Genomic DNA, 24,611 nt, shown 5'->3' on the forward strand with positions numbered 1-24,611 from the left:
ATAGCAAACGAAAATCTCTTATGCCATACATGAAAATCTAATAACGAACAATTTTAATTTTTCGGATATTTCTTATTAGTTTTTCTTTTATTTTCTCAAAAAAATTTGCAGGAATTTGGCGTTTTACGTAGAAATTTATGAGTTAGTTGACTGACTAAATATACAATGTCAACTACCAATATTTTTCTATATGAATATTTGTTAAACTTTTGTAAAATTTAAGTAGATTAAAGCATGAATTTTATCATGTAGAGTACAATGGTAGTAACGACCTTCTTTCCTGAATGGGGTCAAAAAAACTAGTAGAGGAGCGGTTTTCTCTTGAAACCTACAACTACTCGTATGCTAACACGCATTAAATCAATTTATATGTACATCAATGAAAACGGTACGGTAACAACGAAAGACCTTGTAGATGAGTTCGGGATCACACCGCGAACGATACAACGTGATCTAAATGTGTTGCAGTTTAATGAACTCGTGTATAGCCCTTGCCGCGGCAAGTGGACAACGACAGGAAAGAAAGTGAGAATGACCTCATAATAAAAAATAATTGTATGTAAATAAATACATACCCCTTTCTAACTCATTAGAAAGGGGTCTTTTCTATGCTCTGAAATTGGTGTTACTTTTCGTTATCTACTTGATATGTTTTTAACATTTCTACTTCTTCATCTGTTAATTCACGATATTGCCCAAGTTCTAACTCTTCATCTAGCACTAAAGGTCCCATCTCTGTTCTCTTTAAATACACTACTTTTTTACCTACCGCTTCAAACATACGCTTCACTTGATGGAATTTTCCTTCTGTAATCACGAGCTCAATTTCAGAAATATCATCACTCTTTAAAATTGTAAGTTCGCCTGGCTTCGTTTCATAGCCATCTTCTAAAATAACACCTTTAGCGAATTCTTTTACATCCTCTTCCGTTACAACTCCTGAAACGTGTGCATAGTATTTTTTTGGCACATGCTTTTTCGGAGATAATAGTTGATGCGTTAACTTCCCGTCATTTGTGATCAATAAGAAACCTTCTGTATCAATATCAAGTCTTCCAACAGGGAATGGATCAAAAATCGCATCTTCTAATTCTAATAAATCTATTACTGTTTCGTGGTTATCATCTTCTGTCGCTGAAATAACACCTTGTGGTTTATGCATCATTAAATAAACAAACTCTTTATATTCAACAACTTCACCGTGAATCATGACCTCTTGCTCTTCTACATTCACATGAAACTTCGCATCTTTCACTGGTACTCCATCAATTTTCACAACGCCGTCTTTCAGTAATTTCTTTACTTCTTTTCTACTTCCGTGTCCCATATTCGCTAATAATTTATCTAATCTCATGTTCTTCACCTTCTTTATTTATCATAAGAAAAGGGGACGTATTTACGCCCCTTTTGATTTCAACTTTATTTTGAATCTACTACCAAGTTTACGCTGGATTTTCTCTAAAGCTTCTCCGCCAAATACTCTTTCTAGTACTCCTGTGCGAATCGCTAACAATCCGTAAACAAGGCCACCAATACCTGCACAAATCGCAACTGTAATAAGAGCACCAATACGGCCATCAGGCGAAATCATGAAAGATAGAAGCCATTGTGATAGTTTTACAGCAATAACCATTACAAGTGTTAATACTGCAATTTGGAATGTTCTCTTATATACAACACCAAATGAATAGTGTGCGTGTTTTTTGATTTGTCTATTCGTATACCATACGGAAGCTAAGAAACCGACTGCAGTAGCTAAAATCGCCCCAACTGTACCGAAATAACGAATAAAGATTACGTTACATACAAATTTCAAAATAACACCCATCACAAGCGCAATAACCGCATGTTTCTGCTTGTTAATCCCTTGCAAGATAGCTGCTGTTACTGTGAATAAAGCGAATAACAATGCAACTGGTGCATACCACATTAATACTTGTCCACCTAGTGGATCTGAATCGTAGAAAGCAGTGTAAATTGGATACGCAAGTGTAGAAATACCGATAACTGCTGGCAATGTTAAAAACATATTCGCCTGGAATGTTTGTGTAATTTGTAATTTCAAATAACGGTATTGCTTTTCAGTAAACGACTTTGTAATCGCTGGTACGAGCGTTAAACTAAACGCTGTTGCAAGTGATACTGGAATCATAATTAATTTATGCGTCCACATCGTGAAAATACCAAGCGCTCGCTCTGCGATATCCCCTTGACCAATCGCCTGCATAATAGAGTTAAATGTCAATGTATCAATTTGTTGGTATAAAGGAATTGTTAATCCAATTACAACGTAAGGAATTGCATATGCAAACAACTCTTTAAACAATTGAGCGGTACTCACCGTTGATTCTGGCACAGTTTGCTCAATTAAATATTGATCCAAATATTTTTTACGTTTTAACCAGTACCAAATTAATACGCCAAGTGCTCCAACTGCTGAAACGAATGCAGCGAATGTCGCAACACCAACTGCCGTTGCTACTGTACCGCCAAGTACTTTAATAACGATGAAACTACCCGCTAATAAAAAGACGATACGAATAATTTGCTCAATAATTTGTGAAACCGTAGTCGGTCCCATCGATTGGTGGCCTTGGAAATAACCACGAATCAAACTTGCTGCCGGCACAACAATAAGCGCAAAACTTACGAGGCGAATAATCGTCGTAACTTCTTCTATCTTATTTTGTAAACTTTGTTTACCAAGCATTGCTTCTGCAAATAATGGTGCGGTCATGTACAGTACTAAGAAGGAAAGAACTCCTGTTACTATCATCATAACCATTCCCGAGCGGAACATTCTCCGACTCGTTTTATAATCTCCAAGTGCATTATATTTGGAAACAAACTTCGAAACAGCAAGCGGCACCCCTGCCGTTGCGATACTTAAAAATATCGTATATGGAATGTATCCATATGTATAGAGCGTTCCGCCTTCTGTGCCTACTAATGCATGAAACGGAAAGACGTAAATCATGCCTAAGAACTTTACTAAAAATGTCCCTAACGTCACAATAAGCGTTCCGCGCAGAAATTTTGAATCGGACATACAAAAATCCTCCTACATCTACATAAAGTGAAACTTTAATTAGTGGGAGACTCTCCTCCTACTAACCATTCGAGCATTTACAGGCCGCTTTAACTCCCTCTTTACTTCTCCTAAATCTTAAGGTAGTAGTCTTATTGCCCATAAATAGCAGGATAATGCTGAACTCTAACTTTTGTATTGTACCACAATTCTCCTCTTAAGCAGTACTTCACTCTATTTTTCTTTTAAGGGAAAACATGCTATTCTTTTAGGCAGGAAATGTAGAAAATGAGGTCGATATATTATGCATTATGATGTTATTGTCATCGGTGGCGGTCCTTCAGGGCTAATGGCTGCAATCGGTGCTGCTGAAGAAGGCGCAAGCGTCTTACTTCTTGATAAAGGAAATAAACTAGGACGTAAACTTGCGATTTCTGGTGGTGGTCGTTGTAACGTAACGAACCGTCTACCACTTGATGAAATCGTTAAACATATACCTGGAAATGGTCGCTTCTTATACAGTGCTTTTTCTATTTTCAGTAATGAAGATATTATTACATTCTTCGAAAATCTCGGTGTAAAACTGAAAGAAGAGGATCATGGCCGCATGTTCCCAGTATCAAATAAAGCGCAATCTGTTGTAGATGCACTGTTAACACGATTAAAAGACTTAGGTGTGAAAATACGTACGAATACGCCTGTTGAAACGATTGAATATGAAAACGGTCAAACGAAGGCTGTTATTCTGCAAACAGGTGAAGTGTTAGAAACGAATCACGTCGTTATCGCTGTTGGCGGAAAATCTGTTCCTCAAACTGGTTCTACTGGAGACGGATACGCTTGGGCTGAAAAAGCTGGGCATACAATTACAGAACTTTTCCCAACAGAAGTACCAATTCTTTCAAACGAACCGTTTATTCGTGACCGCACATTACAAGGTCTTGCTTTACGAGATGTAAACTTAAGTGTATTAAATCCGAAAGGAAAAGTTATCATTTCTCATAAAATGGACATGCTCTTCACTCACTTCGGCCTATCTGGTCCTGCTGCTCTTCGCTGTAGCCAATTCGTTGTGAAAGCGATGAAAAAGTTTAAAACGAACACAGTGCACATGAGTATCGATGCATTGCCAGAAGAAAATAGTGAGCAACTGTTCCAGCGCATGCTGAAACAAATGAAAGAAGATCCGAAAAAAGGAATTAAAAACGTTTTAAAAGGCTATGTTCCTGAACGTTACTTCCTATTCTTATTAGAAAAAAATGAAATTGACGGTAGCGAACAAGCTGGACAAATTTCTCATGAGAAGATTCGCGCACTTGTGAAAGACTTTAAAGAATTTACCGTCCATGTAAATGGTACGCAGTCAATTGAAAAAGCATTCGTTACTGGCGGAGGGGTATCCGTTAAAGAAATTAACCCGAAAGAAATGGCTTCGAAATTCACGAATGGTTTATACTTCTGCGGAGAAGTTCTTGATATTCACGGTTATACTGGCGGCTATAACATTACATCTGCCCTTGTTACTGGCCGAATTGCCGGAACAACAGCAGGACAAAATGCGAAAATGCAATACTAAAAAAAGAAACAGGGACTCCTGTTTCTTTTTTTATAGGCGCATGAAATTATATCGGCGATACTTTAAATATATCGACCGTTTCTTCAAAAATATATCTTCCTCCTAACTTCCCATTGCTTTTTTGTTGCTTTATATACCTTAGTACCTTTATATTTTATATTGTTGAATATTCGAAAAAGGATAAGGGGAAAACAAATGAGAAAAAAAGTCATGATATCTTTAATGCTAATGACGTTTCTTTCTGCGGTAGAAGGAACGATTGTTAGTACAGCGATCCCTCGTATAACGAGTGATTTGTCAGGCGTCGAACTTGTTAGTTGGGTATATGCAATCTATATGCTTGCAACAGCTGTTTCGACTCCAATATACGGAAAGCTAGCTGATTTATTCGGCCGTAAAAAAGTTCTGCTCATCGGAGCAACAATCTTCTTAATCGGTTCTGCACTTTGCGGAGTCGTTACATCAATGGAACAATTAATCTTCTTCCGCGCTCTTCAAGGTATAGGGGCTGGTGCTGTTATGCCAATCACAATGACGATTATTGGAGATCTATATAGCGAAGCGAAAGACCGCGCGAAAGCACAAGGCTGGATGAGTGCCGTTTGGGGTGTATCTGGTGTTATTGGGCCGTTAGTAGGTGGATTTTTAGTTGATTCTCTTTCTTGGCGCTATATTTTCTTCTTAAACGTTCCTTTTGGAATTATCGCTTGCTTAATGTTTGCCACTTCTTATAAGGAATCTGTTAAGTCCGCCGCTAAGCAACATATCGACTATCTTGGTGCGACAGTTTTCTCATTAAGTACAATCGCTCTGCTATACGCATTATTAACAGGTAGCAGTAAGCAAAACTGGGGAGACATTTCAATTATCGGCCTATTAATCTTTGCCGCTGTTTCATTCATTATTTTCTTATACATCGAGAAAAAATCTCCGGAACCATTAATTCCGCTAGCACTTTTCTCTAACCGTACATTATCTACAATAAACATACTAACACTTATTGCTGGCGCAATGATTATTAGTATTACAGTGTATCTTCCAATTTGGAGCCAAGGTGTTTTAGGAAAAAATGCGACAGAAGCTGGACTCATTTTAATGCCGATTCCTGTTATGTGGACATTCGGTGCTATGTTCTCCGGTAACTTAGTTGGCAAGTTACAAACGAAACAAATTATTTTACTTGGAGCTAGCATTTTATCAGTTGCTACTTTCTTATTATTTACATTATCAACAGATTCACCATCATTCCTTATTTATGTTGCAGTCGGATTATTCGGCTTAGGAATGGGGCTTGTTACACCAATTTACATGGTAACAATTCAAGCAGCTGTACCGGCTCATACGCGCGGAACGGCAGTTGGTTTAAACACATTTATTAATACATTTAGTCAAACACTAGGCGCTGCAATCTTCGGAACGATCTTCAATACGATGATTCATGCACGTGGCATTAAAAATCTTGATCTTGTTTCTTCTGGCGGACATGGAGGAGCTACAGCAAACGTAGCAACCGAGTCACAATCCGCATTAGCATCAAGTGTACACGTCATTTATATGAGCACGTTCGTATTAGCGGTATTCACATTAATTATCGCTTGGATCCTATTAAAGCCAGCTAAACAAACAAGTGAACAATAAAAAGAGGATGACCATTTTGGTCATCCTCTTTGCATAAAATCTACTCTTCATTCTCCACAATATGCTTCAGCATGGACAATTTATTATCCCAAAATCGTTCATAATACGAGAGCCACTGCTGTAATTCTTCTAACGGCTCTGGATGTAAACGGTATATCTTTTCTCTTCCGCTCTTTCTTCCACTCACTAAATTCGCTTCTGAAAGAATATGAAGATGCTTTACAACTGCAGTACGGCTCATCGAAAAATGATCCGTTATTTTTGAAATCGGTAACTCTTTATCACTTAATAACCGTAACACTTCTCGGCGGGTTGGATCAGCAATTGCTTGAAATACGTCATATCTCGCTGCTGACGAGGACATTTAACCTTCGACAACCTTTTTCAGTTTTTCATTTACAATCGCTACCCAGCCACCATTCATTCTATCGCGAATAATAGAGCTCTTCGCATTTGCTTTCGGAAGAATTTCATCAGGATGTTTCCAGCCGCCGTGAATTAACGTGAATTCTGTTTTATCTCCTAAGTCTTTCAAAATGAATGAAACAACCCAGCCATCCGTATCCCATGAGAAAGATAAATGATTTGGTTCATCAATCTCTAACACCTTACATGGTGATGGTCCAAAAGGTGATTGCACATGAAACTCATGTCCTACCTCTAATTCGAAATCATTTGGCATAAACCATGACGCAATCCCTTCTGCAGTTGATACTACATTCCATACTTTTTGAATAGGCGCGTCAAAAACGATTGTTTGTTTAATATCATTTAATGTATTTTGTTGTTCCATTTTATATCTCCTTTATTCGGCATCAAAATATAACACCTTTTAGTTTCACATTAACAATATAACACCTTTTGGTTTCATGTCAAGAAAGGCTCTTTTTCACTGTTGAGAAATTCTCAACATTTTTTCAACAGGACAAACACCCTCTCAGCATTCCTTCATAATATACTCACAAAGGCAATGAAAAATAGAAAATTCCCTCAACATGAAACTCCGTCATTCATATTGAGAGAAGCGCCTAACTTATCTCATCTGTACTTCGTCTCTCCTCCTTCCCTCGGGGACAATACACGAGATATGTAAAACTAGAAGGAGTATGCCCGCCATTTGGGTAGGTAGTTATTTCTCTTCTCCTCAACATTTCCTTAGGAGCGAAATGACTACCTACCCACTTTTTTTAACAAAAATAAAAAGGAGATGAAAGCTATGTTCTATTGCATTAACTGTTCTGAAATTCACCATGAAAAACATCCAAATGATAAAGTATTCAAAAATGGTTTTTATATTGATCCATTTTTAGGTGATCGTTATCACCTCGGTATGTGCACTGATGCTCAGGAGCATAAAACAGGAGAAGTTCTTTTAACGGAAAAGAAAACAGGCGCAACACAATCTATTATGAATATTTTACCGACACATGTTGTCCCAACATAAAGCATAAAAAAGAGCTGGCTCCCCAGCTCTTTTTTATGCTTTATAAACAATCATCGCTGAAAAACAATAAATTTGATTTTCATCATCGTTAATTGAAACACCAACTTGATACTTTATATCTACAAAATTTCCATCATCAATTTTTTTCAAAAATACATTTACAGCTTCTTCTAAGTCTTTTTCATGACTTTCATCAAACACTTTCACACGAATCATGTTAACACCATCCTAGATCGCAGCCCTCCGCCGCTTGTTTATTGCCACGGTGCGTATCTATGATGCGATAAAACTTTCCATCTTCATATATATATCCGTCTTCTAACACATATTGTTTATCTTCAGTATAGACATAAAACTTACCTATCATAAACTTACTCGTATATAATTCCAAATAATCTTGCCTAAATTTAGCTACAACTTTATTTGTAATATCAATTCTAATTGTGCGCCCCACCTTCTCTCCCTCCCTTGCAAAGAACGGATTTAGGTATATTGTATTAGCGATTTTATATTTTATGCTTAAAAATAAGTGGATATGCCTCCTTTCTGCGCCTGTACTATTTTTCTAAAAAAGTTCCCCCTATTTATTCAGCTTATAAGGGGAAAAAACAAATAAAAAACGACTTTTATATATTGACTACAGTATATCAGATATGATATTATATAAAATTTGACATTTTTATCCTCGTATGTTATCATTAAAAATGGTTACCACATATGGAGGTGGATGATTTGTTTCAAATTGGTGATAAAATCGTTTATCCAATGCACGGTGCAGGAATCATCGAAGCAATTGAAGAAAAAGAAATATTAGGCAACACGCGTCAATATTGTGTTATACGCATCATTAGTAAAGATATGCAAGTAATGCTTCCGATGGATCAATTACAAAAATCAGGTATACGTTATATCGTCGATAAAGGTACGTTAGATGGTATACTTCTTGAATTTCATCATGGGGAATCAGACCCCTCACTCTCTTGGAAACAAAGATATACAATGAATATGGAAAAAATGAAGAACGGCAATCTTCAAGATAGTGCAGAAGTTGTTCGTGATTTACTTCGTCGCAATAAAGAAAGAGCATTAAATGCGAGCGAAAAACAAATGCTAGATAATGCGCGTAAAATGGTTATTAGTGAAGTTGCGCTCGTACAGAATGTTTCAGAACATCAAGCAACAGAATTTCTTCAAGATACAATCAATCATTAATTTTAAAAATAGCCAACCGCTATTTTTTTTGCGTAACAAAGACCAAAGAGATAAATCTCTTTGGTCTTTTTTCTATTGAAAAACTAGACAGTTTCTTTAATAGATACTTATAGTTGAATCTCTCTTCCGATTTCTCACGGCTATGCCCTATCAATATATTTTCACATTATCCACATCCATCGTTCATTCTCTCTACTAAAAATCATACAAATTCCTTTTTTAAGGCGCTACTCTAAATCATTTAAATGAGCTTTCATTTTCTCTTTCGCTCGTGCGCAAACCTTTTCTGCAGTCGCACCAGAAACATTTTTTTCTCGCTCTACTTTTTTTATTTTTATTTGATCCAAATAATCTTCTAAAGTGAGTGTAATACGATCGTTCGGCGGATTATGTGCCCCTTGAAATGTAAGAAATTGTATCGCAACTGCAAATTTAGGAATAAACTCATCTTTCTTCCCTATGCGCTTTATGTTTGTAACGGATTCACATTCATGTTGATCTTCTGTCACTTGCCTTATAACCGAGTAATATCGATTCAGTAACGCACTTTCTAAAAGCTGTTCCGTCGATTCTTTTGCCAAAGAATTGCTTGGAGAAAAGAAAAAAACAGAACATATCATTGAAATCATTACACATATCTTTTTCATAACTTCCTCCTTTTCCTATAAGATAGTGTTCTCCAAAATGCCATAAAAAAACGACTTTCCCTATGTAGGAAAGTCGTTTTTTATAGCACAAATCCAATATTAACCACCACTCACTGGTGGTATTAGTGCAACTACATCACCAGATTGTATCGTATCATCTTCATTTGCGTACTCTTCATTAATCGCAACCATAATTGGCGCTGACACTGGTACATTATATTCTTTCGCAACAATATCTTTTAACTCTGCAACCGTAATATTTTCTTTCTCTATTTGTAATTCACTCGTTCCTGCTTCTTCTTGCAAGTTCGCAAATAACAATACTCGAATCATATTTATAACTCCTTCCCAGGCTCTCCTGCTGGATATGGTGTTTTTTCTAATTGGTCACCAATCCATGAGTCACCATCTTCCCAAAACTCCTTTTTCCAAATTGGAACAATTTGCTTAATACGCTCCATAATATATTCATTCGCTTCATAAGCCTCTTTGCGATGAGGCGTTGATACAGCAACAACAACCGCTATATCAGAAATTTGCAGCGTGCCGATGCGATGCGTAATCGCAACATGTGTACCGGGCCACTTCTCCTTCACTTCTGACCCAATTTTCTGTAGCATCTTTTCTGCCATCGTCTTATAAGCTACATACTCTAAGTATAGTGTACGACGCCCTTTCGTAAACTCCCTAACTGTTCCGATAAATGTTGTGACAGCACCACATTCACGGCGAACTACTTTCTTTGCCACCTCTTCAATCGAGATTTCTGCATCAATTACTTCATAATACGTATTTATCATTTTGCACCCCTAACCGTTTGTAAAAACCAGTCTATATACAATTTTTCTTCTGTTATATGAAATACTTTATATTCTTCTCGTACATTTGACGGAGCATCATACCACGTAATAACCGCCGCTATATTTTCTACTTTATGTAAAAGTTCAGCGTCTTCCGCAGAACGAAGTAACACTATTTTTGGATATTCCTCAGCTTTATAGCCCTCTATTAAAATCGTATCCACTTCAAAAAATTCGTACAAGCGGATAATTTCTTGCAAGGACCATTCATCTCGCAAAGAGGACAGAGATAGTAATCCAGCGCCTTCTACACTACTTACTACAGCACCAGCTTTTCGGTGTCTTTCACTATCTTTTTGTGCTACTTCAGGAAAGCCACCGTGACCATGATGTTTAATTGTAGCAACCTTCATTTCGCTTTCAGCTAATGCATGTACCATCTTCTCTACAAGTGTTGTTTTCCCGCTATTTTGATACCCTACTATTTGTAAGATTGAAGAGGCTTTGCCCACGGCCAATCACTTCCCTCAGAGCATTCTAACAATAATACAGACACTTTCATTCCTGCTTCAAATCCTCTCGTTCCTCCAGGCAGCACGATAAAAGCATTTGCATCCGCAAGTGAAGAGACCGCACTCGACTTATCTAAACCGACTGGCATCGCTTGTAGTGCCCCATTAACAACGCTCGCTTTCGCTCTTACAAAACGAGTAAATGGATTTGGCTTTGGAAAATCTTTTTGTAAAATAGCATCGGCTCTATATACGTGAGGATCCTTCGCATTCAAATACGTTTTCATAATTGGATGCACAAATAATTCGAAACCTACATAACAAGCTGACGGATTACCTGATAAACCGAAGAGTAGCTTTCCATCAACTTCAGCTACTGTCGTTACACTCCCTGGCCTCATCGCTATTTTATTAAAGAGTACATTCGCCTGTAACTTTTCATAAATAGCTGGCAAATAGTCGTAATCACCTACTGAAACACCGCCCGTTGTAATTAAAATATCAACCTCATCCATCGCCGATTTAACTGCTGTAAAACATGCGTCTAACTCATCGGCAAGTTGTCCATAGTAACGAACTTTTCCGCCAGCTTTCATAATTTGAGCGGCAATCATATAAGAGTTACTATTTCTAATTTTCCCTGGCTCTAACGCCTCATGCACTTCTAATAATTCGCTGCCTGTCGTTACAATACCGACAACCGGCTGTTTTACAACTTTCACAGTGCTATATCCAAACGTCGCTAATAATGCGGCAACACCCGGATTAATTACAACACCTTTCTTAACAAGGACTTGATTTTGTTTTATATCTTCTCCTTTAAATGACACATTGTCACCGTTTTGGAAAGGACGTTTTAACTTCATATATGTACTTTCGTTCCTCTCGAATCCTTCCGTCAGTTCTAGCATTACGACTGCATTGCAATCTTCTGGAATAGCTGCTCCTGTCATAATACGAACCGCCTGAAAAGCCCCTACTTCTTCTGTAAAAACAGATCCTGCTCCGATTTCTCCTATTACTTCAAATTCAACCGGCTGCTCTTGACTCGCTTCCTTCGTATCTTCTGCTCGAATTGCGAAACCATCGTAAGGAGAACGATCAAAGTGAGGGACGTCGTGATCTGAGACAACATCCTCTCCAAGAATCCTCCCGTAACTTTCTATAATAGAAACTTCTTCTACTTCACCATGCTTAGCGTATTTCATAACCCGCTCTACTGCCTCAGCAACTTGAATCGGGATTCGTTTTTCTACCATTGTTTCTCACCTCATATTTGCAAAATATCTAATCTCGATTACACTTTATATATTACATCGCAATTACTTCAAGGAGGAATTCCATGTCTTCATTCACACATTTCAACGACCAAGGACGCGCTAAAATGGTTGATATAAGTGATAAAAAAATAACCGTTCGAACAGCAATAGCATGCTCTAGCATTCTCGTTACGAAAGAGATTTTTGATAAAATCTCTCACAATGAAATTGGTAAAGGTGACGTATTAGCCGTCGCACAAATCGCAGGTATTATGGCTGCAAAACGTACTTCTGATATTATCCCAATGTGCCATCCTTTATTATTAAAAGGTGTTGACGTCTCTTTCGATTGGAAACAGTCAGAAGAACAATATCGACTACTTATTGAAGTAAAAGTTAAAACAGAAGGTAGTACCGGCGTTGAGATGGAAGCTTTAACAGCCGCTTCCGCTACCGCTCTTACTGTATATGACATGTGTAAAGCCGTTGATAAGGGTATGATTATTGGCGAAACCTACTTACTTGAAAAAACGGGCGGAAAAAATGGAGATTATATTAGAAATTCTTAATCCTACCTTTTCCATTTGAACCTAAAGGATCTCCCTTTAGGTTCAACCTATATATCTTGTATATAGTCGTTTCGCAACATTCATATCATTCGTACCATGAATAAACGCCCTGCCATCTGTAAATAAAACAAAACGATATTCTTCCACTGGAAATGATAATAAATATGGCGTTGCTTTTACATCCACACTTTTTTGTAAGCGCTTTTTAATTTCTTCTAAATTAAAACCCTGACGCACACCTGGACGGATTTGAACTGTATTTCGCCCACATAATACTTCTGTTTTCGTTTGCGCTTCAAATGTTAAACTCGGATATGTACGTAGCTTTCCACAAGATAAACATGTATCCTTTTTCTGCCTATTCACTTTAAATGCCATCTGTTGATTATTCCAAAGATCAAATGATAGCATCGTTTCACGAAGTGCCTCAAAATCTTCTACTAATATTTTCAAGGCTTCCGTTATTTGATGTGCAACTACTAATTGCACTGCTGGCTGTATAATACCGGCCGTATCACATGTCGCTCCGCTCGCCGGATGTTCCATTAAACATCGAAAACACGGCGTTTTTCCTGGCAAGATTGTATAAGTTACTCCGTAACTTCCAACACATCCTCCGTATATCCACGGTACGTTATACATCTGAGATATATCATTAATAAGCAGGCGCGTTTCAAAATTATCTGTCGCATCTAATATTAAATCTACCCCTTTAATTAACTCTTCCATTTCTTGCACCGTTACATCAGTCACAACCGGTACAATTTCTACTTCGGAATTAATAGCTTTTAAATGTTCTGCTGCCGCTATCGCTTTCGGCTTATAATGCTTTGCATCTTCTTCTGTATATAATTGTTGCCTTTGTAAATTACTCCATTCTACATAATCACGATCAGCAATTGTTATTTTTCCAACACCTGCTCTAACAATTGCTTCTGCATTCGCTGCTCCAAGCGCACCAGCACCGATGACGAGCACATGCTTCCTTCTTATTTTCCGTTGTCCTTCTTCCCCAACACCTGAAAATAACATTTGTCTTGAATATCGCTCTTGCATACGACATCCCCCTTTCTTATCCTCCTATATAAGACATTTCAATTTTCGGACGATTTTTCGCACTTTCTTCTGTCCGTTCATCTGAATATCGATCTTTTCTATTCTCCCATACATCTTGTATAGCTTTTAATAACTCATTATCTGAAAGGTTTTCCCTCAGAAGTTTCCTTAAATCCATTCCTTCTGTCGCAAACAAGCAAGTATAAAACTTTCCATCTGCTGAAATTCTTGCTCTCGTACAAGAAGAACAAAACGACTCAGAAACAGAGGTAATAAAACCAACCTCTACATTCGTTCCAACGTATCGATACCGCTTCGCAACCTCCCCGAAATAATGAGCTTCAGCTGGCTCAATTGGATACACCCCATGAATCATATCAATTAATTCTCGTTTCGTAATAACTTGATCAAAATTCCATCCATTCGTACTGCCAACATCCATAAACTCAATAAATCTAAGCGAAATTCCTTGTTCTTTAAAATACGCAGCAACCGGAAGTACTTGATGATCATTCATCCCTTTTTTCACAACCATATTTACCTTCACTTCAAGGCCTGCTTCTTTCGCTGCCATAATTCCTTTTAACACTGGCTTCGTATTCATATTCCGGCCATTAATTGCGCGGAACACATTATCATCTATCGCATCCAAACTAACATTTACTCGGTGTAACCCAGCTTCTTTTAACGCCTTCGCTTGCTTCGTTAAATGAATCGCATTTGTCGTTAATCCTAGATCTACTAAACCGTCAATTTTCACGAGACGTTCGATAAGTTTTGTTAAGTCCTTACGGAGCAATGGCTCACCGCCAGTAAGTCTAATTTTCCGTACACCGATGCTAACAAATACTTTTGCTAATCGCTCGATTTCATCAAATGTCAGTAAAAACTCATCTTTCAAAAAAGCATAATCAGGACCAAACACTTCCGCTGGCATACAATACGTACACCGTAAATTACAACGATCAATGACAGAGATGCGTAAATCTTGAAGTGGGCGTCCGAAAAAATCTTTAACCTTCTCCTGCATCGCCACTCTCCCTTTCTGCCAAATTTATCCCTTTCTTCATTCTATTATAATATATTTTTGAAACGTGATGTTTTTGCTCAAGTGAATAAAGTGAAACTTTAATCAATCGGGCAGTTACCGGCAGTTATCTCCCACCTAACTTCCTTGCATTCGCCGAATTTCGAGGTAGGAGTCTTACTGCCCGCAAATAGCGGGATAAAAATAACGAGATAAAAAACCTTGAAACATAAAAGCCCCAAGGTTTTCTTCTTATTAGCTTAATCTAATAATAGTTAAAGTAGCTCCTGGCGTTGTCGTGGATAATGTAACCCCAACTAATCCAGTTAATTCCAAGCTAACAGCAGCTCCAGCAGGCAAGCTAGTAATAATTGTCGCATTCAATGAACTCACATTAGCTACAGCAGAATTTATCGTTCCAGCAAGCGGGCTTCCATTTACAGTTATCTGAGAACCAACAAGCAAAGCAACTGTTAAATTGATTGTATAGGCTATATAATAATTCCCTGCATTCGCAACTGTAAATATAGTATTTGTAACATTAATTGTTATTCCTGGACCTATACTTTGGTTATTCGGTAAATTAACATTTGCACCAGCTCCTATATTACTTCCTGACGTATTATTCGCAAATGCATACGTTGCCGTTGTACTAACTCCTGTCGTCCCTGTGCTTCCTGTTGCTCCCGTACTTCCTGTCGATCCCGTACTTCCTGTCGATCCCGTACTTCCCGTCGATCCCGTACTTCCTGTCACTCCCGTACTTCCCGTCGATCCCGTACTTCCTGTTGCTCCCGTGCTTCCTGTCGCTCCCGTACTTCCTGTTGCTCCCGTACTTCCTGTTGCTCCCGTACTTCCTGTTGCTCCCGTACTTCCTGTTGCTCCTGTACTTCCCGTTTCTCCTGTTTCCCCCGTGCTTCCTGTGGCACCGGTGCTTCCTGTCGCTCCGGTGCTTCCTGTGGCTCCTGTACTTCCCGTTGCCCCCGTACTTCCTGTTGCTCCCGTACTTCCTGTCACTCCGGTGCTTCCTGTTTCTCCTGTTTCTCCTGTTGCTCCCGTACTTCCTGTCACTCCGGTGCTTCCTGTTGCTCCTGTACTTCCTGTTTCCCCCGTGCTTCCCGTGCTTCCTGTTACTCCTGTTACTCCTGTTACTCCTGTTACTCCTGTTGCTCCCGTACTTCCTGTCACTCCGGTGCTTCCTGTTTCTCCTGTTGCTCCTGTTGCTCCTGTTGCTCCTGTACTTCCCGTTTCTCCTGTACTTCCTGTCGCTCCTGTCGCTCCCGTGCTTCCCGTTGCTCCCGCGCTTCCTGTTGCTCCCGTACTTCCTGTCACTCCGGTGCTTCCTGTTTCTCCCGTACTTCCCGTTTCTCCGGTTGATCCTGTACTCCCCGTTACTCCCGTCGCTCCGGTGCTTCCCGTTTCCCCTGTACTCCCTGTCGCTCCCGTACTTCCCGTTTCTCCAGTTGCCCCCGTGCTTCCCGTTTCTCCCGTACTTCCTGTCACTCCGGTGCTTCCTGTTTCTCCTGTTACTCCTGTTGCTCCCGTACTTCCTGTCACTCCGGTGCTTCCTGTTGCTCCCGTACTTCCTGTCACTCCGGTGCTTCCCGTTTCTCCGGTTGATCCTGTTTCCCCTGTACTTCCTGTTGCTCCCGTGACTCCTGTTATCCCTGTCATTCCGGTTGGTGCTGGAGGTAAAGTCGGGCCAATAAGTTCTGGTGGTATTTTAAAATTAGAATTTATCGCCCTTTGTATTTGTGGTTTTCTGTCATTTCCCTCCACTATTTCCACCCCCTCAAAAACAAATTGCATTTATGAAGTGTGTTCAGAATAAAAAATTCCCCTTCAATTTGAATTGTATTTTCCAAAACCGTTTCCAATACTTCTTTTAAATAAAAAATCCCCTAATTTCTTAGGGGAGTCCAACTGTTGAATCCATATTATCTGTATTAGGGACACTTTGTGCTATACTTGATACATTTGTACCTTGACCCGTATTTGTTCCTGTTAGATTACTAGCAGGAGTACCTTTCGTATACGTTGTCGTCACACTATCTCCCGGCTGTAAACAAAGCTTCGTCTCCGTCCCTATTACTGTAACAACATCAATCCAAGTGCAACCCATTGAACCACTATACGATTTCGTAGCAGTAAATGAAGTATCACTCAAATTATCCCCTGTAAATATATTCCCAGTATTATTAACAATAATAAATTCTTTAATACATGCAGGCATACTTACACTCTACCTTTCCTTTATGCACCTAATGTACGTGTACTCGTCGCTAATGGCGGAAGAAACACTGATGTTCTAATCACAGCTTCTGGCTGTCGTTTCCCATTTAAAAAAACAGCCGCACTCGATCCTCCAGCACCAGCATATATTTTTGCCACAGCTAAAGGTGAGATATCATAACAGTCACCGACATTGACAGCTCCTGTATTATTTATAATTTTTACTTTACGCATGTTAATCCCCATTTACCTATCCCCCTTTTATACACTGTATGCAAAAGAAAAAAACTTGAAACAGACTCGTTTCAAGTTTTTAACAATTAACTATTTCGTTTCGCCTTCATATTGAAGCATACCGCCAACCATATTCACTGTTTTAAATCCTTGCTCATTTAAATAATGGCATACATTTTCACTACGCATTCCCGAACGGCAAATAAAGATATATTCATTCTCTTTCTCAAAGAAATCTACTTTATTTGGAATATCGCCCATTTTAATATGTACAGCTTCCGGAATTTTTCCTGCCGCTACTTCTTCATCTTCCCTTACATCTACTAAAAATAATGTTTCTCCATTTTCTAAACGCTCTTGCACTTCTTCTGTAGTAATTGTTTTTACTTCTGTCATATGTAGTTCCTCCTTATATACAATAAAACCTTCAGTTTCTTCTTTAAACAATCATTTCTCATCAATTTTAGCACGCGAAGGAAGGAACGCAAAGAATGGAACATGTATTTCTCAATTTTCCCGCAAAACTTATTCTTTACAAACATAACTAACGCATTGTATCCTCAATATACTTGTTTGATGAAAGGAGCCAGTTAAAATGACACTTTTTCTTTTCATTATGGGCATCATTTTTTTAGTTGTTGCAGTTATTGCTCTTAGTATGAAAAATAATAAAAAGATAAAATCCCCTCAAGAAATGTCATTCTTATTTCTATTACTTAGTATAGCTTTCTTCGGTTTATCAATCGCTTCATATATTTTCCGTCTGCAAATCATGTAAAAAAAGGTGCCTACTATAAATCATGCACCTTTCCACATTAATTATTTCCTACACAAAACTAGATACTTTCCGGTTTAAAAACTCATAAACTTTCTTTTCAAATAAATGAACATCTAACGCTCCTGCCATATGCCCATTTATACTTTCTATCTCGTATACTTCTGCATACTTCCCTTGCTTTTGCAAAATTTCTACCATTTTATAATTGTAACGAGGCGGCTGAAGTAAATCTTGTTTACATGGAATCATGAGTACATTCGCTTCAATCTTAGAAAGAGCCTCTTCTAAGGAAGAAAATCCATGTGCAATATCATGTAATAAGACCGCTTTTGTAGTGTACATCCATGAATTTGCATCTACTAAATCTATACTTTTACATGTCACTTTATTTATTTCTTTCTCAAATGATGTTAATGCAGAAAATTGCTGATAAGGTGCCATTTCTATACTGTTCCGCGGGAATGCCGTTTCATAAAAATGTTCATCAAATGCGTTCATAAACATCATTTTATTCGCCAAATGAAGCCCCTTCGTTGGTTGTTCCTCTCCGTACTTTCCACCTTTCCAATTTGGATCAAGCTGAATTGCTTCGATCGCATTTTGCGCTACATTTCCCGACGTTATAATTGGGTTTTGCGGATTCGTAATAACTCCAATCATTCGTTCTACCATATGAGGATAGTGGACAGCCCATTGCTGCGCAATCATCCCACCTGCCGACGGTCCCATTACAGCATGTAATCTAGCAATCCCCATATCTTTTATTAACTCATATTGCATACGTGCTACATCTAAAAATGTGAAAACTGGAAAATCCATCGCATACTCAAAACCAGTCATCGGATTTATCGATTTCGGTCCCGTTGTAATCACATATGGGTTCTTCACTTGGACATTACAAAGATTATCAGTACATATAATGAAATATTTATTTGTATCAATTGCTTTCCCAGGTCCAATTAATCCATCCCACCAACCAGCCCCCTCATCATGCTCTGTATATTTTCCAGCCGCATGACTTGTTGCACTAAAATAGTGACAAACCAAAATCGCATTTGATCTTTCTCTATTTAAAGCACCATACGTCTCATACCCCATTTGAACAGGAATTTCCCTACCATTTTCAAACACAAACTCTTTTAAAACAAACTTCTCCTTTTTTACAATTTGCACAGACTCGCCTTCTTCCCGTCGTTTTATGAACTGCTTACTAAAGGATTTTTTCTATGCAAACCAATCTCCTCCTTCTTTTCATAAATAAATGAATAATATACAAAATTAGCCACAAAATAGCACTATATTACACAATCAAAGAGGGCATACATATGATTTGGAATTGGTTACGTAAGAAAAAAAATTCAAATACAAAAGAGACAGATGATTCGAAACAACAGTCTGATGATCAAAAGGAACATAACAAAAATAAGAATGCCGAGCCAAAAAGTACGGAACAAACTGATGATTTTTCTCAAAATAAGCAACAAAACTCTAAACAAGAGGATAATTCTCAAAACAAACAGCAACATTCTAAGCAAGAAGATAATTCTCAAAACAAGCAGCAAAATTCTAAACAAGAGGATAATTCTCAAAACAAGCAGCAAAGTTCTAAACAAGAGGATAATTCTCAAAACAAACAACAAAGTTCTAAACAGGAGGATAATTCTCAAAACAAACAGCAAAGTTCTAAACAAGAGGATTCTTCTCAAAACAAACAGCAAAGTTCTAAACAAGAGGATAATTCTCAAAACAAACAACAAAGTTCTAAACAAGAGGGTTCTTCTCAAGACAAACAGCAAAGCTCTAAACAAGAGGATTCTTCTCAAAACAAACAACAAAGTTCTAAACAAGAGGATAATTCTCAAAACAAACAGCAAACTTCTAAACAAGAGGATTCTTCCCAAAACAAACAACAAAGTTCTAAACAGCAGGATAATTCTCAAAACAAACAGCAAAATTCTAAACAAGAGGATTCTTCCCAAAACAAACAACAAAGTTCTAAACAGCAGGATAATTCTCAAAACAAACAGCAAAATTCTAAACAAGAGGATAATTCTCAAAACAAACAGCAAAGTTCCAAACAAGAGGATAATTCTCAAAACAAACAGCAAAGTTCAGGAAGTAACAGCATTTATGACTTTAGCAAACCAGAAAATGACCATATTCATTCTCTACAAGATTTAATAGAGAAGCTGAAACAGTCTAGTGATTTTGTTAATTATCACACATCTGACGATGAAACGATGCCTTATTGGATTTCTTACTATCGCCCTTCACTTGATGGTGAGAAATTGCAAAAGTATTTAATGCCTACTCTTTTGAAACGTCCTTGCGCTCCATTAGAAGAATTAAAAGAACATATTCCGATGAGCGGTATTACAATTACAAATGATTTACAAAAAATTGAGGACATGGTTTTAAAAGGCCATGCAATTATTCAATTAAATCAGCAAGATCAAAAGTGTATGCTTGCAAATATTGCAATTGATAATTATCGTGCACCAACTCCTCCATTAAATGAATCAACCGTTATCGGACCTCAAGAAGGCTTCGTAGAGGATATTGATACGAATATTAATTTAGTAAGAAAACGCCTTCCTGTTTTAGAGTTACAAACAAAAGAAATGATTATCGGAGAGTTCTCAAAAACAAAAGTCGTTATGATGTATTTAAATAACTTAGCTGAGAAAGATAATGTAGATTTTCTAGAGGAATCATTACGGTCTCTTGAATATGATCAAATTAACGATAGTGCATATATACAAGAATTAATGGGGGAAAAATCTATTTTTCCGCTCTATATAAATACAGAGCGTACTGACAGAGTTACAAAGGCACTTATCGATGGTAAAATCGCTATTTTTGTTGATGGTTCTCCAAGTGTCCTCTTAACTCCTGTATCATATTTTGATTTTTTCATTTCACCAGAAGACTATAACGTTTCTTGGTTATACGCTACATTCTCAAGGATTTTACGGCTAATCGCTGTTTTATTCTCAATTTGCGCGACACCATTATATGTTGCCACTTTAAACTATCACTATGAATTAGTTCCTAGTGATTTATTGGAAACGTTAATTTTATCAAGGGCGCAAGTACCGTTTCCACCTTTAATTGAAGCACTCTTCTTAGAACTTGCCATTGATTTATTAAGAGAAGCTGGTGCGAGATTACCGATGAAGGTTGGTCAAACACTTGGTATTGTAGGCGGTATCGTAATCGGACAAGCATCTGTACAAGCTGGTTTAACGAGTAATATTTTATTAATTATCGTTGCCTTATCAGCACTTGCATCCTTTATTACACCTATTTATAAAATGGGTAACGCCGTTCGTTTACTGCGTTTCCCATTTCTCGCCTTTGCAGAAATAGGTGGTCTATTTGGTATCTCTCTTGGATTTATCTTTTTATTTACCCATCTTTTTAGACTAACTTCTTTACGTAAACCGTACGCGCTTTTTTATCCAACTAGACAACAATCAATGAAAGATTCATGGATTCGTTTTCCATTAACGATGATTGATACACGAGATGTACAAGCGAGACCACAGCATGTGAAAAAGTCAGCAAAAGGAATTTCAACAAAACATAGATCGGATTTTGATGATTAAGAAATGAGGTGCATTGATGAGTAAAGTTCAAGAAAAATATCAAATATCTCCTATTTTTGTTTTCTTCTTAATTCACAGTGCACAGTTTGGTGCTGGCGTTCTCGGGTTTGCTCGAATTATAGCAAAAGTCGCTGGATACGACAGCTGGATGGGAGTTCTAATCACAGGAATCTGTATCCATATTCTTATATGGATGATGTATTTCTTATTAAAAGAAACAAACGGGAATTTAATTGATTTACATCGACAAACATTTGGAAAATGGTTAGGAAACGGTATTAGTCTTATCTTTATGATGTATTTTTTAACCGTCAGTATTTCTGTCATTCGAACATACGTTGAAATTATTCAAGTGTGGATGTTCCCTACCGCTTCAACTTGGATGTTAACACTCTTTTTATGCTTAGTTAGCTATTACATTATTTCTTCCGGATTTCGTGTAATTACTGGCATTTGCGTTATCTCTATTGGCGGTACATTAGGATATTTATTTCTTAGCCTTTTCGTTTTGAAGTACTCACATTGGGATAATTTACTTCCTATGTTTACACGCTCTTTTTCAGATATATTAAAAGCTGCACACCTTTCAATATATAGTATGTCCGGATTTGAGGTCTATCTTATGGTATATCCATTTGTAAAACAACCTAAAAAATCGCATAAATTCGCTCAATACGGAGCACTGTTTTCAAACCTGTTATATTTATTCAGTACTCTTTTAGCCTTTACTTTTTTTAGTGAAAAACAATTATTTAAAACAATCTGGTCTCAACTCTCTATGACCCAAGTAATTCAACTTCCCTTCATAGAAAGGCTAGAATATATTGCAATTTCAGCTTATGCACTCGTTATTGTTACAAGTTCCATCCTTCCTTTATGGGCGGCAATGAGAGGAACTCACGAAATATTTCGCGTAAAACAAAGAGGGGTTCTAATCGCGTTTATCCTTATCACCCTCATTGTTTCACAACTTTTAACAAACAGACACGATATTAATAATTTTATTAGTAATGCATCAAAAGTTAGTTTTTGGCTCATTTATGTATACATCCCAATCCTATTTATCATTGTGTGGGTGAAAAGAAAATGGAAAAAATAAAAAGCAAAAGCAAATTAATACTTATTTCTTGTATAACACTCTTCAGTCTAACTGGATGTTTACAAAAAAATATTATCGATGATGTACAACTTATTCAAGGAACTGTTTTCGATGTAGCAAAGGATAATAAAGTAAAAGTGACATTCGTTTGTCCCATTCAGCGAAAAGGAAATAAAGTTCAAGTTTTTGAAGGAACGGCAAATGCGGTAAAACAAGTAAAAGCAGACACATCTTTAGAGTCTTCTCAACCATTTGCGAGCGGACAAATGCGGGTTTCGCTATTTACTATAAAACTTGCAAAAAAAGGAATGTCTACTACATTTGACACTTTAATTCGAGATGTGAATATAGGGAACGCTTTATACGTTGCTTTATTAGAGGGAAGTGGTACTGAACTTTTAAAAGGAAAATATACGACTTCATCCAATGTTGCAATTTATATAAAGAAATTGCTAGAACATAATATGGAAACTGGTCCTTTACCAAAGGATAACCTGCATATAGGAGCATTTCGTTATTATCAAGAAGGGCAAGACTACTATATTCCAATTCTAAAGAAACATGAGGATAAAATAAAAATCACCGGAATCGGTCTTTTTAAAAAGGATAAATATATCGGTAAAATTGCTGAAAGAGATATGTTCATATTTAAAGGACTGTTAGAGAAACACAGATTAGATTCACATGAATTTAAAACGGATTCTGCGTACGTAATGATTAATAATATTCGTTCTGTTCCAACTTACGATATAAAAATAAAAAACGGGAAACCTTCTTTTCTCATTCACGTTAAGCTTGATGCCCGTATTCAAGAACTATCGAAACAAATTAACTTAGAAAATGCTAAGAACACAAAAAAAATTGAAAAAGCCGTCCAAAAACAATTAGACGTACAGGCTGCCAAATTAATTAAGCAGTTTAAATCTTTAGGTGTCGATCCTCTTGGGCTAGGAGCAAAATATAAACAACATTATCGTCCATTTAAATTAGAAGAGTGGAAAAAAATGTACAAAGATGTCCCTGTTAAAGTAAAATATACCGTTAACATTACAAATTCTGGTGTAATTGAATAAGTTAACGATTGAACTCCCCTCTCTGGCATGGTACAACGGAGAGGAGAGTTTTTATTTTTAAATAGAGAAAAGGGATATTTACGGGGGAACTTATGTCTAAAAAATTAGTAAAACCTATTTTAAATGGTATTTTATTTCTCGGCGTCTTTTTATTTGCTCATACATACTTAAAAAATGTTTCTTTTACACGTTATTTACTTGTCGTTATACCAATGCTACTCATCGGAATGTTTGGTATCGATCTTATTTTATCCGTTTTAATTAAGAAAGAAGAATAACGAGCGAACATCTTATTTCTCATAAGATGTTCTTTTTATTTAATAACTACCTTATGTTACAATAAACTTCGGCATAACGTAAGAAAGGATGAAACAACATGATAAACGAAAAAGGTTTAGATAAAGGATACGAACTTGTTGCAAAAATGCATGAAGAATTCGGACATCCTGTGACAAGCACTCCAACAAAACTAACAGAAGAGCGTGCAAAAATTCGTGCTAGCTTTATGCAAGAAGAGCTAGAAGAATTTCTAGAAGCAACAACTGTTGAAGATCAATATGATGCACTTATTGACCTTATTTACTTTGCATTCGGAACGTTTGCAGAAATGGGCGTACGTCCAGATAAAGGATTCGAAATTGTAAACAATGCTAACATGGCAAAACTATTCTCTGATGGAAAGCCTCGATTCCGCGAGGGCGATGGCAAAATCATGAAACCAGAAGGATGGCAAGCACCCGAACCACAACTTCGTGCGGAAATTGAACGCCAACGTCAAGAGGCGGAAAAAAACTGCTAGGATCTCCTAGCAGTTTTTTA

General features: G+C 37.4%; 30 protein-coding genes. 12 read left to right on the forward strand and 18 right to left on the reverse strand.

Annotated elements, in window-relative coordinates; translation table 11 throughout:
- The first annotated feature begins 321 nt into the window (after positions 1-321).
- Positions 322-543, forward strand: coding sequence for a DeoR family transcriptional regulator (locus EXW56_RS22490; protein WP_000805512.1), 222 nt, complete (start codon positions 322-324; stop codon positions 541-543).
- 82 nt (positions 544-625) lie between these two features.
- Here the strand turns inward: EXW56_RS22490 and EXW56_RS22495 are convergent, their stop codons facing one another.
- Positions 626-1,354: a pseudouridine synthase gene (locus EXW56_RS22495; RefSeq protein ID WP_002199110.1), complete on the reverse strand. Its 729-nt coding sequence runs from the start codon at positions 1,352-1,354 to the stop codon at positions 626-628.
- Positions 1,355-1,396: 42 nt separating this feature from the next.
- The gene (locus EXW56_RS22500) at positions 1,397-3,049 is read right to left on the reverse strand and encodes a putative polysaccharide biosynthesis protein (protein WP_002112344.1); all 1,653 of its coding nucleotides are present in this window, start codon (positions 3,047-3,049) and stop codon (positions 1,397-1,399) included.
- 283 nt (positions 3,050-3,332) lie between these two features.
- Here EXW56_RS22500 and EXW56_RS22505 point away from each other — a divergent pair, with 283 nt between their 5' ends.
- Together EXW56_RS22505 and EXW56_RS22510 are read left to right on the forward strand one after the other, a co-directional pair.
- A complete protein-coding gene (locus tag EXW56_RS22505; protein ID WP_215596956.1) occupies positions 3,333-4,604 on the forward strand; it encodes a BaiN/RdsA family NAD(P)/FAD-dependent oxidoreductase in 1,272 nt (423 codons plus the stop codon).
- A gap of 195 nt (positions 4,605-4,799) precedes the next feature.
- Positions 4,800-6,242, forward strand: a complete 1,443-nt coding sequence (locus tag EXW56_RS22510) for an MDR family MFS transporter (RefSeq protein ID WP_098988470.1) — start codon at positions 4,800-4,802, stop codon at positions 6,240-6,242.
- 40 nt (positions 6,243-6,282) lie between these two features.
- Here EXW56_RS22510 and EXW56_RS22515 read toward each other — a convergent pair whose 3' ends face one another.
- Together EXW56_RS22515 and EXW56_RS22520 are read right to left on the reverse strand one after the other, a co-directional pair.
- A complete protein-coding gene (locus EXW56_RS22515; protein WP_002112350.1) occupies positions 6,283-6,606 on the reverse strand; it encodes an ArsR/SmtB family transcription factor in 324 nt (107 codons plus the stop codon).
- Entirely contained in the window at positions 6,607-7,035 is a 429-nt protein-coding gene (locus EXW56_RS22520) for an SRPBCC family protein (RefSeq protein ID WP_002112351.1), read from the reverse strand.
- A 423-nt stretch (positions 7,036-7,458) separates the two neighbouring features.
- Between EXW56_RS22520 and EXW56_RS22525 the strand changes: the two genes are divergently transcribed.
- Complete coding sequence (locus EXW56_RS22525; protein ID WP_002199108.1) at positions 7,459-7,686, forward strand: DUF3973 domain-containing protein; 228 nt, start codon at positions 7,459-7,461, stop codon at positions 7,684-7,686.
- 33 nt (positions 7,687-7,719) lie between these two features.
- Here EXW56_RS22525 and EXW56_RS22530 read toward each other — a convergent pair whose 3' ends face one another.
- Positions 7,720-7,902 (reverse strand): sporulation protein Cse60, encoded by a 183-nt coding sequence (locus EXW56_RS22530; RefSeq protein WP_002112353.1) that lies wholly within the window; start codon positions 7,900-7,902, stop codon positions 7,720-7,722.
- Position 7,903: 1 nt separating this feature from the next.
- A complete protein-coding gene (locus EXW56_RS22535) occupies positions 7,904-8,140 on the reverse strand; it encodes a DUF2553 family protein (protein WP_002089059.1) in 237 nt (78 codons plus the stop codon).
- Positions 8,141-8,403: 263 nt separating this feature from the next.
- Between EXW56_RS22535 and EXW56_RS22540 the strand changes: the two genes are divergently transcribed.
- On the forward strand, positions 8,404-8,898 hold the full coding sequence (locus EXW56_RS22540) for a CarD family transcriptional regulator (RefSeq protein ID WP_087945822.1): 495 nt from the start codon (positions 8,404-8,406) through the stop codon (positions 8,896-8,898).
- 227 nt (positions 8,899-9,125) lie between these two features.
- Here the strand turns inward: EXW56_RS22540 and EXW56_RS22545 are convergent, their stop codons facing one another.
- The 5 genes from EXW56_RS22545 to EXW56_RS22565 form a co-directional block, all read right to left on the reverse strand.
- Positions 9,126-9,545 (reverse strand): DUF3888 domain-containing protein, encoded by a 420-nt coding sequence (locus EXW56_RS22545; RefSeq protein WP_215557570.1) that lies wholly within the window; start codon positions 9,543-9,545, stop codon positions 9,126-9,128.
- A gap of 99 nt (positions 9,546-9,644) precedes the next feature.
- Positions 9,645-9,878, reverse strand: coding sequence for a molybdopterin converting factor subunit 1 (moaD, locus tag EXW56_RS22550; protein WP_000621795.1), 234 nt, complete (start codon positions 9,876-9,878; stop codon positions 9,645-9,647).
- A gap of 2 nt (positions 9,879-9,880) precedes the next feature.
- Entirely contained in the window at positions 9,881-10,345 is a 465-nt protein-coding gene (moaE, locus tag EXW56_RS22555) for a molybdopterin synthase catalytic subunit MoaE (RefSeq protein WP_002199104.1), read from the reverse strand.
- Positions 10,342-10,863, reverse strand: coding sequence for a molybdopterin-guanine dinucleotide biosynthesis protein B (mobB, locus tag EXW56_RS22560; protein WP_071151606.1), 522 nt, complete (start codon positions 10,861-10,863; stop codon positions 10,342-10,344). The genes moaE and mobB overlap by 4 nt, the downstream gene beginning before the upstream one ends.
- Complete coding sequence (locus tag EXW56_RS22565; protein WP_215596957.1) at positions 10,827-12,116, reverse strand: molybdopterin molybdotransferase MoeA; 1,290 nt, start codon at positions 12,114-12,116, stop codon at positions 10,827-10,829. Before EXW56_RS22565 ends, mobB begins: the two co-directional genes overlap by 37 nt.
- Before the next feature lie 83 nt (positions 12,117-12,199).
- On the opposite strand from EXW56_RS22565, the gene moaC reads away from it, so the two are divergent.
- Positions 12,200-12,685: a cyclic pyranopterin monophosphate synthase MoaC gene (gene moaC, locus EXW56_RS22570; RefSeq protein WP_002112363.1), complete on the forward strand. Its 486-nt coding sequence runs from the start codon at positions 12,200-12,202 to the stop codon at positions 12,683-12,685.
- Positions 12,686-12,727: 42 nt separating this feature from the next.
- Here moaC and EXW56_RS22575 read toward each other — a convergent pair whose 3' ends face one another.
- The 6 genes from EXW56_RS22575 to EXW56_RS22600 all read right to left on the reverse strand — a co-directional run bounded on the left by EXW56_RS22575 (position 12,728) and on the right by EXW56_RS22600 (position 17,630).
- Positions 12,728-13,741, reverse strand: a complete 1,014-nt coding sequence (locus EXW56_RS22575; protein WP_002112364.1) for a molybdopterin-synthase adenylyltransferase MoeB — start codon at positions 13,739-13,741, stop codon at positions 12,728-12,730.
- A gap of 16 nt (positions 13,742-13,757) precedes the next feature.
- Positions 13,758-14,771, reverse strand: coding sequence for a GTP 3',8-cyclase MoaA (gene moaA / locus EXW56_RS22580; protein WP_002160175.1), 1,014 nt, complete (start codon positions 14,769-14,771; stop codon positions 13,758-13,760).
- Positions 14,772-15,023: 252 nt separating this feature from the next.
- On the reverse strand, positions 15,024-16,547 hold the full coding sequence (locus EXW56_RS22585; RefSeq protein ID WP_286675572.1) for a BclA C-terminal domain-containing protein: 1,524 nt from the start codon (positions 16,545-16,547) through the stop codon (positions 15,024-15,026).
- Between the two features lie 130 nt (positions 16,548-16,677).
- A complete protein-coding gene (locus tag EXW56_RS22590) occupies positions 16,678-17,001 on the reverse strand; it encodes a hypothetical protein (RefSeq protein WP_215596959.1) in 324 nt (107 codons plus the stop codon).
- Between the two features lie 20 nt (positions 17,002-17,021).
- Positions 17,022-17,246, reverse strand: a complete 225-nt coding sequence (locus tag EXW56_RS22595) for a spore germination protein (RefSeq protein WP_000512595.1) — start codon at positions 17,244-17,246, stop codon at positions 17,022-17,024.
- 78 nt (positions 17,247-17,324) lie between these two features.
- Positions 17,325-17,630, reverse strand: a complete 306-nt coding sequence (locus tag EXW56_RS22600) for a rhodanese-like domain-containing protein (RefSeq protein ID WP_000141214.1) — start codon at positions 17,628-17,630, stop codon at positions 17,325-17,327.
- A 199-nt stretch (positions 17,631-17,829) separates the two neighbouring features.
- Here EXW56_RS22600 and EXW56_RS22605 point away from each other — a divergent pair, with 199 nt between their 5' ends.
- Positions 17,830-18,012, forward strand: a complete 183-nt coding sequence (locus EXW56_RS22605; RefSeq protein ID WP_199659280.1) for a hypothetical protein — start codon at positions 17,830-17,832, stop codon at positions 18,010-18,012.
- Between the two features lie 48 nt (positions 18,013-18,060).
- On the opposite strand, the gene EXW56_RS22610 is transcribed toward EXW56_RS22605, so the two are convergent.
- Positions 18,061-19,185, reverse strand: a complete 1,125-nt coding sequence (locus EXW56_RS22610) for a homoserine O-acetyltransferase family protein (RefSeq protein WP_215557574.1) — start codon at positions 19,183-19,185, stop codon at positions 18,061-18,063.
- A gap of 152 nt (positions 19,186-19,337) precedes the next feature.
- Here EXW56_RS22610 and EXW56_RS22615 point away from each other — a divergent pair, with 152 nt between their 5' ends.
- From EXW56_RS22615 to EXW56_RS22635, 5 genes are all read left to right on the forward strand, one after another.
- Entirely contained in the window at positions 19,338-21,620 is a 2,283-nt protein-coding gene (locus EXW56_RS22615; protein WP_215596960.1) for a spore germination protein, read from the forward strand.
- Positions 21,621-21,636: 16 nt separating this feature from the next.
- Positions 21,637-22,719 carry a spore germination protein gene (locus EXW56_RS22620; protein ID WP_002199093.1) on the forward strand — a complete coding sequence of 361 codons (1,083 nt, stop codon included), beginning with the start codon at positions 21,637-21,639 and terminating at the stop codon, positions 22,717-22,719.
- The gene (locus tag EXW56_RS22625; RefSeq protein WP_215596961.1) at positions 22,707-23,792 is read left to right on the forward strand and encodes a Ger(x)C family spore germination protein; all 1,086 of its coding nucleotides are present in this window, start codon (positions 22,707-22,709) and stop codon (positions 23,790-23,792) included. Before EXW56_RS22620 ends, EXW56_RS22625 begins: the two co-directional genes overlap by 13 nt.
- A gap of 92 nt (positions 23,793-23,884) precedes the next feature.
- Positions 23,885-24,070 (forward strand): hypothetical protein, encoded by a 186-nt coding sequence (locus EXW56_RS22630; protein ID WP_002129504.1) that lies wholly within the window; start codon positions 23,885-23,887, stop codon positions 24,068-24,070.
- Between the two features lie 98 nt (positions 24,071-24,168).
- Positions 24,169-24,591 (forward strand): pyrophosphohydrolase domain-containing protein, encoded by a 423-nt coding sequence (locus tag EXW56_RS22635; RefSeq protein ID WP_215596962.1) that lies wholly within the window; start codon positions 24,169-24,171, stop codon positions 24,589-24,591.
- Positions 24,592-24,611 lie beyond the last annotated feature (20 nt).

This window comes from Bacillus mycoides, from assembly GCF_018742245.1.
Taxonomy (GTDB): domain Bacteria; phylum Bacillota; class Bacilli; order Bacillales; family Bacillaceae_G; genus Bacillus_A; species Bacillus_A cereus_U.